This is a genomic window from Halorubrum sp. SD41, from assembly GCF_058630335.1.
In genome coordinates this window covers 1-12,904 of sequence record NZ_JBZVGZ010000032.1, presented here as the reverse complement: position 1 = coordinate 12,904, position 12,904 = coordinate 1, and the positions used below count along the sequence as shown (strand labels likewise).

General features: G+C 67.7%; 10 protein-coding genes. 9 read left to right on the top strand and 1 reads right to left on the bottom strand.

Annotated elements, in window-relative coordinates; genetic code table 11:
* The first annotated feature begins 103 nt into the window (after positions 1–103).
* The 5 genes from AC4NMM_RS13585 (at position 104) to AC4NMM_RS13565 (ending at position 4,720) form a co-directional block, all read left to right on the top strand.
* Positions 104–1,114 (top strand): hypothetical protein, encoded by a 1,011-nt coding sequence (locus AC4NMM_RS13585; RefSeq protein ID WP_491924495.1) that lies wholly within the window; start codon positions 104–106, stop codon positions 1,112–1,114.
* Positions 1,111–1,791 (top strand): DUF8135 domain-containing protein, encoded by a 681-nt coding sequence (locus tag AC4NMM_RS13580; protein ID WP_491924494.1) that lies wholly within the window; start codon positions 1,111–1,113, stop codon positions 1,789–1,791. Before AC4NMM_RS13585 ends, AC4NMM_RS13580 begins: the two co-directional genes overlap by 4 nt.
* Positions 1,792–1,879: 88 nt before the next feature.
* Positions 1,880–2,989: a putative sulfate/molybdate transporter gene (locus AC4NMM_RS13575; RefSeq protein ID WP_491924493.1), complete on the top strand. Its 1,110-nt coding sequence runs from the start codon at positions 1,880–1,882 to the stop codon at positions 2,987–2,989.
* 167 nt (positions 2,990–3,156) lie between these two features.
* Positions 3,157–4,149, top strand: a complete 993-nt coding sequence (locus AC4NMM_RS13570; RefSeq protein ID WP_157745962.1) for a PKD domain-containing protein — start codon at positions 3,157–3,159, stop codon at positions 4,147–4,149.
* A 34-nt stretch (positions 4,150–4,183) separates the two neighbouring features.
* Complete coding sequence (locus AC4NMM_RS13565; protein WP_096394967.1) at positions 4,184–4,720, top strand: hypothetical protein; 537 nt, start codon at positions 4,184–4,186, stop codon at positions 4,718–4,720.
* 36 nt (positions 4,721–4,756) lie between these two features.
* Here the strand turns inward: AC4NMM_RS13565 and AC4NMM_RS13560 are convergent, their stop codons facing one another.
* Positions 4,757–5,884, bottom strand: a complete 1,128-nt coding sequence (locus tag AC4NMM_RS13560; protein WP_096394966.1) for a vWA domain-containing protein — start codon at positions 5,882–5,884, stop codon at positions 4,757–4,759.
* A 90-nt stretch (positions 5,885–5,974) separates the two neighbouring features.
* Between AC4NMM_RS13560 and AC4NMM_RS13555 the strand changes: the two genes are divergently transcribed.
* From AC4NMM_RS13555 to grpE, 4 genes are all read left to right on the top strand, one after another.
* Positions 5,975–6,928 carry a J domain-containing protein gene (locus AC4NMM_RS13555; RefSeq protein WP_096394963.1) on the top strand — a complete coding sequence of 318 codons (954 nt, stop codon included), beginning with the start codon at positions 5,975–5,977 and terminating at the stop codon, positions 6,926–6,928.
* A gap of 89 nt (positions 6,929–7,017) precedes the next feature.
* A complete protein-coding gene (locus AC4NMM_RS13550; RefSeq protein ID WP_491924492.1) occupies positions 7,018–8,841 on the top strand; it encodes a hypothetical protein in 1,824 nt (607 codons plus the stop codon).
* 78 nt (positions 8,842–8,919) lie between these two features.
* Positions 8,920–10,458, top strand: coding sequence for an Hsp70 family protein (locus tag AC4NMM_RS13545; protein ID WP_491924491.1), 1,539 nt, complete (start codon positions 8,920–8,922; stop codon positions 10,456–10,458).
* Positions 10,459–10,512: 54 nt separating this feature from the next.
* Positions 10,513–12,693, top strand: coding sequence for a nucleotide exchange factor GrpE (gene grpE, locus AC4NMM_RS13540; protein WP_491924490.1), 2,181 nt, complete (start codon positions 10,513–10,515; stop codon positions 12,691–12,693).
* Positions 12,694–12,904 lie beyond the last annotated feature (211 nt).

Genomic DNA, 12,904 nt, shown 5'->3' with positions numbered 1-12,904 from the left:
CGCCGCTCCCGGTTCGGCGCCGCCGAGTATCGATCCGGAGAACGACGCGACAGGTTACTTAAGCCTCGCCCCGCAACCCCCGGTAGATGACGGAGGATCCGCGATGAGCGACCTCGACCCGGCGGCGGCCGCCCTCGACGCCGCGGCCGAGGACGCCGGCGTGAGCCGCGAGGAGCTCCTCAAGCGCGCGCTCGTCGCGCTCGCGGAGTCAGAGGGGATCGACGTCCCGGACGCCGAGGAGGTGGCGGCGATCGAGGCGCGCCTCGACGACCTCGACGAGGAGGTAGACGAGAAGGTCACGGACCTCCGCGAGCGGTTCGTCGACCTCTATCGGGAGGTGGAGTCGCTCGACGCCGAAGGGGGAGCCGCCGGCGATGGAGAGGACGCCGGCGACGGAGAGGCGGCGGCGCGTGTCGACGACCTCGCCGACGAACTGGAGGAGGTCGCCGCCCGGCTAGACCGCCTCGACGCGGCGGTCGCCGACGCGCCCTCCTCGGACCGAGTCGAGGACCTCGACTCCCGGATCGACGAGCGGTTGGACGCCCTCGACTCCCGGATCGACGAGTTGGACGCCGTCCGCGACCGCCTCGACGGCTTCGACGATCGACTCAAGGGGGTCGGCGAACGCGTGGACGAGGTCGACGGGCGGATCGACGGCGTCGACGACCGCCTCGACGACGTCGAGTCCGACCTCGCCGGGATCTCTGCGGACAACCTGACCGAAATCGACGACAAGCTCTCGCGGGTCGCGAACGCGGTCGTCAGGGTCAAACGCCGGCTCGACGCGGCCGAACGCGACCGCGCCGACCGCGAGCGTGTCGACGCGCTGACGCGAACGGCGAACCGGCACGGGGTGCGGACCGCCGACTGCGGCCACTGCGGCGGCGGCGTGGAGTTGGGGCTGCTGTCGGCGCCGGAGTGTCCCCACTGCGGGCGCCGGTTCGAGGACCTGGAGCCGAACACCGGCTTCCTCGGCACGTCGAAGCTCCTCGTCGCGGACCAGCCCGCCATCGACGGCGACGTCGCGGACGACGACCGCGACGAGATGAGCCGAACGACGGACCGAACGAGCACCGCCGCGAGCGACGGCGGGCCGGACGGAGACCGCCGATGAGCGAGGACGACCGGTCTGACGGCGGCGAGGATCCGGAAGCGGACCCCTTCGGCGACGGGCTGTTCGGCGACGAACAGCGGGACGAGACCGACGACGGCCTCGACGAACTCGACGCGGACGAAGTCGACGACCCGTTCGCGGCGCTGGGAGAGGGAGTCGACGACCGCGGCGGGGCGTCGTCCTGGGCGGACCCGGAACCGGACGCGTCCGCAGAGCCCGAGTCGGGCGCGTCCGCGGACCCCGAACCCAGCGCCCCGGCGGACGACCCGTTCGCCGAGCTGGACGCCGACAGCGCGCCGGCCGACGAGGACCCCTTCGAGTCGATGGGGAGCGGCGACGTCGGCGAGGAGGACGTGTGGGAGGCGCTCGACGAGGGAACCTCGATCGGCGCCGACGCGACCGAGTTCGATGACATCGCCGAGGGCAAGGGGGACGGCGACGCGGGGAAACCCGGATCCGGGATCGGGGGACCGACGCCGGGCCCGGGGACGACCGGTGACGAGCGCGTGGTCGACAAGCGGAGCTACTGCCAGCGCTGTCCGCACTTCGCGGCCCCGCCGGAGACGGCGTGTACCCACGAGGGGACCGAGATCGTCGAGTCGGCCGACTTCTCACGGTTCCGCGTCCGGAACTGCCCGATGGTCGACACGGAGGATCCGACCTTCGACGGCGAGTAACCGGAAGAAGTTTCGGTCGGTCGGTCGAGTGCCCGTCAGAGATTTCTGAACACGTTCAAGTTCGGCCGGCCGATACTGCGCGTATCACGTGACAGCGTCCGAATCGAAGGGGCGACGATCCGTCGAGTTCGGATCGGGGGCGGTCACCGGCGCGATAGGAGATTCGATTACAGTTATCCCGCTCGTCGTCGCGCTGGCGCTGCTGACGGACGTGTCGCTGCCGCACGCGCTCGTCGCGTTCGGCGCGTTCCAAGTCGTCTGGGGGGTCCGGTACGGCCTCCCGGTGTCCGTCGAGCCGATGAAGGCGCTGGCCGCGCTCGCCATCGCGGGCGCGCTCACCTACGCCGAGCTCGCGCTCGCGGGGGTGATCCTCGGCGTCGTCCTCCTCGCGATCGGACTGTCCGGGACGCTCGCGTACGTGGAGCGCTGGATCGGGGAGCCGGTGATCCGCGGCGTCCAGTTCGCGGTGGGGCTCGTCCTCTTGGAGACGGGGATCGAACTCGCGGTCGACGACCCGCTCGTCGCGCTCGTCGGGGTCGCGGTCGCCGCCGCGCTCGCGCTCGCAGGTCACGGGAAGGCGAGCGCGCTGGCCGTCGCCCTCCTCGGCGTCGCGACCGCGCTCGTCGTCGCCGGCGTGCCGACCCCCCGCCTCCCCGGTGCGCCGCCGACGCCCGCGTTCGGGACGGCGCTCACGCGGGCCACCTTCGACGGCGTGGTCGCGCAGCTGGCCATGACCATCGGCAACGCCGCGCTGGCGACCTCCCTCCTCTTCTCGGACCTGCTCGACGCGGAGGTGAACCCCGACGAACTGTCGACGAGCATGGGGATCACGAACCTGATCGCGGTGCCGCTCGGCGGGATCCCCATGTGTCACGGCTGCGACGGGGTCGCCGGCAAGTACGCCTTCGGTGCGCGGACCGGCGGCGCGAACGTCGTCCTCGGCGCCGGCTACCTCGCCGCCGCCCTGTTCGCCACGCCCGCGCTGATCGCGGCGTTCCCGCTGGCGATGCTCGGCGCGCTGCTCGCCATCGTCGCCGTCTCGCTCGCGCGCAACGTCACCGACTCGGGGAACCGCGCGCTCTCGGTCGGCATCGGCCTCCTCGCGATCGTGACGAACCTCGGCGTCGCGTTCCTCGCCGGTATCGCGGTCCATCTCGCGTGGGAGCGGATCGGCGATGGCCATCGGATGCTGGACTGAGTCGCGCGCGAGACACCGGCGGACGACGCGGCTCGCGACCGCCGCTTCACCGACGACGGCCCGCGCTTTCGAGGGCATCGCCGCGGTCCACTAGCATTATAACGGCCGTCGCTGTTGTCTTTCAACAGGTATCGATGGGCGCGAGACGCAACCTTCGATCGCGGCCCGTGCTGTTGGTCGGACTGGCGGTGCTCGTCGTTCTCGCGGGGTGCGGTGGATCGCCGCCGGCCAGGGGACAGACGGTGACGGTCGCCGAGGGGGTCGACCGCGACTGCGACGGGTATCACCAGTCGATTCGGCTCGCGACGAACGTCCGGATCGGCGGGGACTCGCCGGCGGACGGCGACGCGTGGGTCGATCTCTCGTACCGAACCGACGGCGGCGAGTACACGACGATCCGGACGTACGAGGACCTCTCGGGATGGGCGTTCGAGGAAGAGATCGCGCTGTCCGCGTCGGACTTCGGCGGCGAGCGGACTACGGTGGAACTCCGCGCGACCGCGAAGCGGTCGACATTCCTGGGCACGGAGACGGTCAGCGTCGGGACGAGCGAACCGATAAGCGTCGAGCCGCCGAGCGCCGACGAGTCGGAGCTCGAACCGTCGTTCACGCAGGAGCCCGCGGAGCCGAACCGAAGCGAGCCGCTGACGCTGACCGCGGGAACCGGCGAGGCCCAGTGCGCCATCGAGTCCTACGAGTGGGACATCGACGGCGACGGGACGTTCGATCGAACCGGACGTACGGTGACGGTCTCGTACGCGACGGACGGCCGCCGCGACGTGACGCTCAAGGTGACGGACGCGAGCGGCACGACCGAGGCGGTCACGCAGGAAGTGCTGGTCTTTCACGACCCCGACGACGACGGCATAACCACGGCCCGCGAGCGCCGACTGGGGACCGATCCCCGCGACCCGGACACCGACGGCGACCTGTTCGGCGACCGGATCGATCCGGCGCCGACGACGCTGTTCGTCCCCACGGGGCTCCTCCACGTCGTTCTGGCTGCGGCGCTGTATCTCGGCGCCGTGCCGTACCGGGGACGGGTTCAACGGTGGTTCGGCGTCAAGATCGATCGGCTTCGGACGCTCGGTGGGCGGGTCAGATCGCGGGTGACGGACCGACTCGGACGGGTGCGCCGGTGGATCGATCAGCTGTGGTGAACGTTTTTCTGCCGCTGTACCGACGTTCGGGTAAATGCACGTAAGCGAACTCAGCAACCTCGCGGTCGCGGCGGCGACGGGCGTGTTCGCCGGAGGACTCCTGGTCCTGCTGTTCCAGGAACTGCCGACGGTGCCGCTCTCCGGGTCGTACATCCAGCTCCAAGTGCTGCTCTTCTTCGCTTTCGTCGGACTGCTCGCCGCGTTAGCCGTCTACAGCGAGACGGCACAGGGGCGCCTCGTCGTCGCGTTCCTGCTCGCGTGGAGCGTCGCGAGCGTCGTCGGCGTCGTCGCCACGAGGTTCGCTCTCGGATCGGTGCTCCCGTTCACCGTCGCCGCCGTCGTCGCGGGCGGCGGCGGCGTGTTCGCGGGACGGGTCAACGCGTCCGCCCGGCGCGTGCTCTTTCACCTCGCGGCGCTGATCGCGACCGTGCTGTTCGTCTTCGGCGTCATTTTCGTCGGCGTTTCCGTCTACGCGTCGGGCAACCCCGTCCTCGTGGTCCCGTTCGTCGTGCTGGCTGTAGGGTATTTCGCGTCGCTCAGCGGCGTCAGAACGGAACTCGCGGCACTGTGAGAACTCCCTACGAATCGTTCTCGGACGGACGCCGGACTACTCTCGCGTGATCCCGGACGACTTCTCTTGGGCGCGCTGTTCGGCCGACATGGAGTCCTTGCGGTCCTCGTAGCGGGTGATTGCGTCCCGGTTCTCCAAGACGTCCTCGTTGACCTCGTCCTTGACGAGCGCGGCGGAGGCGAATCCGACTTCGATGGAGGCGGTTGCGGTGTCGCCGTCGACGTCGAGTTCGGCGTGGGCGACCGGGTTCGCCTCCGAGGGGACGTCGATGTCGAAGCTGAACTGCGGCGGGTCGTCGACGCTCAGGTCGGGGACGTCGACGACGAGCTCCCCGCCCCGCCGCTCGACGTTCGGGTCTTTAATTTTCGTCGGGAGCTCCTGCATCACGTTGTCGACGGACGCGCCGTTGTCCGGGCGGAGCGTGAGCGTCGGGTTCGTCGCGACGACGCTCCGGGCGTCGCGGATCTGGCCCTCGAAGAAGTCGCCGATACCCCGTCCCGAGCTCTTGTGTTCCATCGTCCCGCCGGCGGCGTCGCTGATCGCCTCGTTGACATCCGGATCGTAGCCGCTCCCGACGCCAGCGGTGTGAATCGTGATGCCCTCGTCGCTCAGGTCCGCCGCCGCGGCACCGTGTTTCTCGGCCGTCGACATTGTGAGCCCGTCGAGCGCGCGCTTGAACGCCGACTCGTTGGTCCGGTTCGGCTGGCCGTCGCTGATGAGCAGGATCCACTCGACCGCGTCGGTCGAGCCGCCGGAGAGGAACCCGCCGCCGCCGCGCATCTTATCGAGAAGCTGCCGCGACTTCTCGAGGCCGTCCATGATGTTGGTGTTGCCGTCGGCCTCAATACCGTCGACGGACGAACTCACGCGGCCGTACCGATTCCCCGCCACGGGATCCGCGACGATGGAAGCGTCGTCGTCGAACTCGACGACGCCGAACTGGTCGTCCGACGAGAGGTGTTCGACCGCCGACTCGACGCCCTGCTTTGCGGCCTCGATGTCGCCCCCGCGCATGGAGTAGCTCGAATCGACGCAGAAGACGACGTGGAGCGGCAGTTCGCCGCGACCTGTGTCGTCCGGGTGGATCTGGAGCTGACAAGCCGTCTCTCCGCCGTCTCTAGGGAGCTCCTCGCGGGAAAGGGTGTAGGACAGTCGGTGACTCATATCGAATTCGTCTGTCGTCGATTTCAATAGTTGTTTCCCCGAGGTGAAGCTGGGGAATTGTTAACTGCGGAGGAATATCAACCAACCCGTATGGATCCGGATCTCGACGCCGACGATCCGTACGACGTACTCGGGCTGTCGAAAGACGCGACCGATGATGAGGTGGATCAGCGCGCCCGCAGCCTCCTGGGCGATTACTCGGACGACCACGCGGCCCGAACGGCGATCAACGAGGCGTACGAGGACATACAGCAGCGGCCCAGTCCGCTTAAAGTGGGCGACACGACGGTCGTCCCGCTCGTCGTTTCCGCGACCCCTGACACGATTTCGGTCGGCGAGGAGGTGACGGTCCGGGTTACTGATCATACAGACGAGGGAGTTCCAGGCGTGATACTCCGGCGAGCCGAAGACGGCTACCGGATGGGGAAGACCGGTGACGACGGCACCGAAACCGTCCGATTCAACGACAGGGGGCTCTTCACACTGGTTGCGAGCAAGATACAGCACCCCGATCCCGATCACGAGTACAAAGACGGCGAGGTAGAAATCACCGTCAGAGCGCGTTCGGCATCCGGGGAGGACCAAGACGCGGACGACTCACACGACGTGGAGAGTTCAAGCGAAGCGACTGAGGACGAGGTGCGAAGGTTCGTCCGCGGCCTGTTGGACGAGTATCCGGACGAATACGCCGCTCGGGCGGCCATCAACGAGGCGTTCGAGGAGATCCAGAAACGCCCCAGCCCCGTCGAGGTTGGCGACACCACGGTCGTTCCGCTCCATATCTCCGTGACGCCGGATACGATTTCGGTCGGTGAAGAGGTGACTGTCCGGGTTACCGATCACGCGGGCGACGGCGTTCCCGGCGTGGGCCTACAGCGATCGGGAGACCGTCGGCGGGTCGGGAAGACCGGCGACGACGGTACCGATACCGTCCGATTCAACGAGGCGGGTACCCACACAATCCTCGCGAGCAAGACACGGCGTTCCGATTCCGACCACGAGTACAGAGACGACGAAGTCAAGGTCCGCGTCGAAGAGAGCTGACGGTCACTCCGACGCGGCGTCCCGGCGATCGCCTCAGTCAGTTGATCGGACCGAAAAGGTATTCCACCTCTCGCCGAACAGTCGTATCGATGGCCGGGGAGGACCTGAACGCCAACGACCCGTACGACGTGCTGGGGCTCTCGCGCGGCGCGACCGAAGACGAGGTGGAGAACCGCGCCCGCAGCCTTCTGGACAAGTACGACGGCGACCACGACGCTCGGGAGACGATCAACGAGGCGTTCGAGGAGATCCAGCAGCGTCCCAGTCCCGTCGAGGTCGGCGACACGACGGTCGTGCCGCTCCTCGTCTCCGCGACTCCGGACACGGTCTCGATCAGAGAGGAGGTGACCGTCCGGGTCACCGATCACACTGACGACGGCGTTGCCGGCGTGGGGTTACAGCGACCAGAGGAGGGCGATAAGCGGATCGGGAAGACCGACGACGACGGCACCGAAGTGCTTCAATTCAACTCCCCGGATACTGTCACAATCGTCGCGAGCAAGAACCAACATCCCGATCCCGACCACGAGTACAAAAACGGCGAGGTCGAGGTGGAGGTTGAACGCCAGAGCGGGTCGCTCTCCTTCGCCGCCTGTCCCGACGCAGTCGAGGTCGACGAGGAGTTCGCGGTCCGGGTCGTCGACTCCAACGGCAACCCGCAGGGGGACGTGACGGTCACGACCGACGCCGGGTCCTCGACGTCGACCGACGGGAACGGCGAGGCGACGCTGACGGCCGACCGCGTCGGCGGGCTCACCGTCGAGGCGTCCAAGCCGCCGACGTCGTCGAAGGAGTTCGCGGACGCCGAGGCGACTGTCTCAGTCAAACAGCGGCAGGTCGACCTGCGCTTCGACCAGTCGCCGACGCGGCTCTCTGTCGACGCGCGCGGGACGTTCAAGGTGATCGACGAGGATGGGTCGCCGGTTCGCGGAGTGACCGTCTCGGTCGGTTCGGCCGGCGGGACGACCGACAACGACGGCGAGGTAACGCTCTCGTTCGGCGACGTCACGCCCGGGACGCGAACTGTGACGGCCTCGAAGGGAGACACCGGAGGGCTCACCTTCACGGACGCCCGCACCGAGGTCGAGGTGACGAAGCGGACGAGCGATCTGGAGATCCGACCGCTCGACTCGCCGGTCGTCGGCGACTCAGTCCGTTTCGAGGTCACCGCGGACGGGGACGGCGTCCAGCACGCAACCGTCCGGTCATTCGACGGCGATGTCGCCGAGACGGACGGCGACGGCGTCGCGCGCCTGACGTTCGACTCCTTCGGGAAGACGACCGTCGTCGCCTCGAAATCTGACACCGAGCAGACGGTGTACGGACAGGGCTCGTGTTCCGTCGACGTCGAGCGGACCACGGAGCAGCTCCGGATCTCGGAGTACGACTCCACCGAGGACGGCCGCGACATCGAGGCGGGCGACGACGTCGTCGCGAAGGTGATTTCAGTCGGCGGCGGTCCGGTCGAGGGCGCGACCGTCGAGGCCGAGGACGGGACGTCGGCCGAGACGGACGACGACGGTCGGGCGACGGTGACGTTCACCGGCCAAGGGCGAAAACGGCTCACGGCGTCGAAGACGTCCGACGAACGCGCCAGCTACGAGAGCCACACGGAGCACGTGGACGTCAAACAGCGGACGAAGGAGCTGTTCTTAGAGAGCGTCAACGCCCCGCGATCGGTCTCCGCGGGCGACTCGGTCACGTTCCGCGTCGTCGACGAACTCGGCAACGAACTGGCCGACACGACCGTCTACGCGAAAGACGAACGCGACCAGCGCAAGGAGACGGACGGGAACGGCGAGGTCACCTTCGAGTTCGACGTCGACAGCCCCCAGTTCATCGAGGTGTACGCACGTCCCGACACCGACCAGTTCGACCGCTACGACAGCGAGACGATCCGGGTGACGCCGTAACGGGATTTCCGCCGGTATCAGATTCGGATCTGCCCACCTAAAGATTATTGTGGGTTGGCAGATATATCGGCTTGTCTCATGCAAATCGGAGTAGACCTCGGCACGACGAACAGCGTCGTCGCCAGACTTGACGAGAACGGCGATCCCGAGATTCTGGAGAACGAGCGCGGCGAGCGCAAGACGCCGTCAGTCGTCCAGTTCCCCGACGACGGCGGTGTCACCGTCGGAACGACCGCCAAGAACAACCGGATGACAGCGCCCGACCGCACGGTCCAGCGGGTCAAGCGACACATGGGCGACGAGGACTGGGCCGTCGAGATCGACGGCGAGGAGTGGGGTCCAGAGGCGATCTCGGCCGAGATACTCAAGAAGCTCGTCGAGGACGCCGAAGAGGCAGCGGGCGAAGACGTCGAGGACATCGTCGTCACCGTCCCGGCGTACTTCGGACCGAAGGAACGGAACGCGACCGTCAACGCAGCCAAGATCGCCGGGTTCGATGAGGAGAACGTCGAGCTACTCAACGAGCCGACCAGCGCGTGTCTCCGCTACGGGATCGGTGATACCGATGCCGGGACCGTCTTCGTCTACGACATGGGCGGCGGGACGTTCGACGCGACGCTGATGAACGTGACCCCCGACGGCGGGTTCGAGGTCGAGGGCGTCAAGGGCGGTCAGCGGCTCGGCGGCGAGGACTTCGACGACGAGCTGTACGACCACGTGCGGGGCGAGATGATCGACGCCGGGCACCCGGACCCGGAGGACAACAGCGCGCTGAAATCGGACATTTACCAGAAAGTGACCGACCTGAAACACGACGTCTCGCAGGCCGAGTCCGGGTCAGTCGCCATCATGGTCGGTCCCGGAGACACGTTCAACATCGACCTCACGCGGGACGAGATCGACCGGATGACCGAACACCTCGTCGACGAGACGTTCGACTACGTCGACGCGCTGTTCGACCACGAGAAGGTCGACGCTACGAAAGAGGACGTAGACGAACTACTGCTCGTCGGCGGGTCGACACGGATACCGAACATCCAGGAGCGCGTCGAGGACTACTTCGGCATGGAGCCGTCGAAGGGGGTCGACCAAGACTACGTCGTCGCCGAGGGCGCCGCCCTCCAGACGGAACTCGAACCGCAAGGCGGCGGTGACGGGGGAGAAGGAGACGGCGACGGCGACACCAGCGGCAAGATCGTCCTCCCGCGGGACATCGGACTGAAGACGGTCGATCCCGACAGCGATAAGGAGACGTTCGAGATGATCCTCTCGGAGCAGACCTCTGTCGAGGCCTCCGAGTCGAAACGCGGGTTCCGCAAGGTCGACAAGCAGTCGCCGAAGATCACCATCGAGATTCTGGAGGGTGGAAAGGCCCTCGCGGAGGAGAACGACAAGCTCGGCGAGTTCGAACTGAAGAACCTCGATGAGGGGTCGGATCCCGAGTTCGAAGTGACATTCACCGTCGACGAGGAGGGGAAACTCCACGCTGAGGCGACGAACCTCGACACCGGGCGGACGGCTGAGACGACGCTGGAGATCGGTCTCACGCAACAGGAGATCGAAGACCAGATCAAGCGGAGCGAAGAGAAGCACGTAGACACGGTCACGAGAGACTGACGTTCGCACGTTCCAGACCGCGCGGGGACCGTTTCCCGCATACAACCGGTTTCCATGACAGACACGAACTCTACCCCCCTCGGACTCGGGATCGACTTTCGAGCGACGGGTATCGCCGCCGCGCTCAGCGACGGACGGGAGGCGGAGCCGCTCGCGGGACCGACCGGTGAGCCGCGCTCGCCCCCTGAGCTACACGCGACGGAGGACGGCGTCCGCGCCCGACCGCCCGGATTCGAGCCGGAGCCGAACCGGCGAATCCCCGTCCTCCCGCAGTACGGAGATGGACGGCCGGAGTACCTCTCTGGCGACACCGCCCGGTTCGAGCTCGAGGTCGAATCGCTGTTCGCCGACCTGATCGACGGGTGGCGAGAGAGCGCGCCGTCGGCGCTTGAAACCGAAGGCCTGAACGGGGAACTGCCCCCGGACGCCGTGGTCTCGGTTCCCGGGGTCTACGACGCCGAGGACCGCGCCACCGTCTCCCGTGCGCTCGAAGCGGCCGGGATCGACGTCGGCGCCGTCGTCAGGGCCCCGGTGGCCGTCGCCGCCGCCGAGTTCCCCGCCATCTCGGAGCCGCAGCTGTTGGTCGTCGTCGACATCGGCTCCCACTGGTTCGACGCGGCGCTGGTCCGCGTCGACCCCGACGAGGCGACCTACCGCGTGGTGTCGCGGGTCAGCGAGGCGGGCATCGGCCGCGACGCGATGGAGGAGTCGCTCGCGGAGTGGGCCATCGAGCGGACCGCCCGCGAGGAGAACCGCCGCGTGACCTACGACGAGAACTCGATCGAACACCTCCGCGCAGCGACCGGCGACGCCCTTGAGGCTGTCACGAACGACACCGACGGCTCGATCGCCGCCGACGAGGTGCCCGGCCTGACGGCCGACGACGGGCGCACGTTGGGCGTCGACGTCGACGTGGACATGTCCGACGCGTACGAGGCGATCGAGCCCGTCGAGAAGGCGGTCATCGCGCGGCTCCGGGACCTCTTCGACACCGCCGACGTCGGCCGGTCGGACGTGGACAGAGTGTTGGTCGCCGGGCCGGGAGTCGACCCGATCCCGGTGTCGAACGCCGTTTCCGGCTTCCTCGACCGACCGCTGAGCGAGCCTCGACTCGGCGGGCGGGAAACGGCCCCGGTTCGGGGGGCGGCGCTGCTCGCCAACCAGCTTCGGAAGACCGGCGAGTCGCCGGTTCGATCGGACACCCTCGACAGGGACGTCGGCGTGCTCGTCCCGACCGGGGAGGGCACGACCTTCGAGACGGTCGTACCGGGATCCGTCCCCGTCGGTAGTTCCCGGGAGGTGACCCTCAAGACGACGCGGGACGACCAGACGCGAGGCAGCGTGACGGTGGCGAGCAGACACCGGGGTTCCGGCGAAGTCACGGCGGAGGGGTCGTACGAGATAGCCGGCATCCCGCCGCGGCAGGCCGGCGAGGGGCGCGTCACGCTGTCCGTGACGGCTCGCTCCGACGAGGAGGGCGGCATCGAGGTAACCCCGTCGATCCAGTCCGACGGCGACGCGACCCCCTCTCTCGACTCACCGACGGAAACGGGGCCGCGGCTCACGCGCCTCGAAGCAGACCCGTCGGAGATCGAGACGTCCGCCGCGGACGACGCGACGCTCGCGACTCGCGCGGAGACCGACGGCGACCCCATCGAGGACCTCTCGCCGCGGTCGATTCTGGGGCGGATCATGAGCGTCCGGTACAATCTCTGGCACACGGCTCAGGCGGACGCCACCCTCGACCCATCCGACGTGGAGAACCTCCTCAAGGAGTTCACCGGCGGTATGCGCCGACTCGGCGTCGAACCGATAGCACCCGAACCCGGCGACGAGAAGGACCTCGGGGAACACACAGTCTGGGATACTCATCCCTCCGAACAGCCCGACGGAACGGTGTTGGAACTCCGCAAGCCGGGATACCGCATCGGCGACTTCGTCGAACAGACGGCCGACGTCATCGTCAGCAAGGGCGAACCGGAGACGACAGACGAGCAGTCCGCAGAGGACATCGAAGCGACCGCCGACGAATCCGAAACGAGTACCGCCGAGCGCGAGGGGGAAACCACCGAAGATGCCGAATCGACCGACGACGAACCGCCGGAGTCCACGGCCGAATCGGGATCGACCGAGGGGCGTCCACGCGGTGAGTCGTCGACCGAACGGACCTCGGCGGACGAGGCCCGGACCGAAGGGGACACTCCCGATTCGAGAGCGCGCGACGAAGACCGCTGACGCCGCCGCCGAGCCGGCCGCTGACCTGAATTGAGGCGCTAAGGCCCCTTCCTCAACGAACGAGCGAAGAGAGTGAGTAGGGAGGGATACAGCACCGCACGGTTCTCAAACACGTTCGACGCTCGGCCCACAGACCCACGCAATCGAAACAACCATACGCATAGATACGCATAATACGTATGTAGTGAGGCGGAAGAACATCACCATCCGC

What these genes read in the sequence shown, in the direction of transcription:
- AC4NMM_RS13585 (WP_491924495.1), top strand. Translation starts at nt 104, where the DNA reads ATGAGCGACCTCGACCCGGCGGCGGCCGCCCTCGACGCCGCGGCCGAG.
- grpE (WP_491924490.1), top strand. Translation starts at nt 10,513, where the DNA reads ATGACAGACACGAACTCTACCCCCCTCGGACTCGGGATCGACTTTCGA.
- AC4NMM_RS13560 (WP_096394966.1), bottom strand. Translation starts at nt 5,884, where the DNA reads ATGAGTCACCGACTGTCCTACACCCTTTCCCGCGAGGAGCTCCCTAGA.
- AC4NMM_RS13565 (WP_096394967.1), top strand. Translation starts at nt 4,184, where the DNA reads ATGCACGTAAGCGAACTCAGCAACCTCGCGGTCGCGGCGGCGACGGGC.
- AC4NMM_RS13545 (WP_491924491.1), top strand. Translation starts at nt 8,920, where the DNA reads ATGCAAATCGGAGTAGACCTCGGCACGACGAACAGCGTCGTCGCCAGA.
- AC4NMM_RS13580 (WP_491924494.1), top strand. Translation starts at nt 1,111, where the DNA reads ATGAGCGAGGACGACCGGTCTGACGGCGGCGAGGATCCGGAAGCGGAC.
- AC4NMM_RS13555 (WP_096394963.1), top strand. Translation starts at nt 5,975, where the DNA reads ATGGATCCGGATCTCGACGCCGACGATCCGTACGACGTACTCGGGCTG.
- AC4NMM_RS13550 (WP_491924492.1), top strand. Translation starts at nt 7,018, where the DNA reads ATGGCCGGGGAGGACCTGAACGCCAACGACCCGTACGACGTGCTGGGG.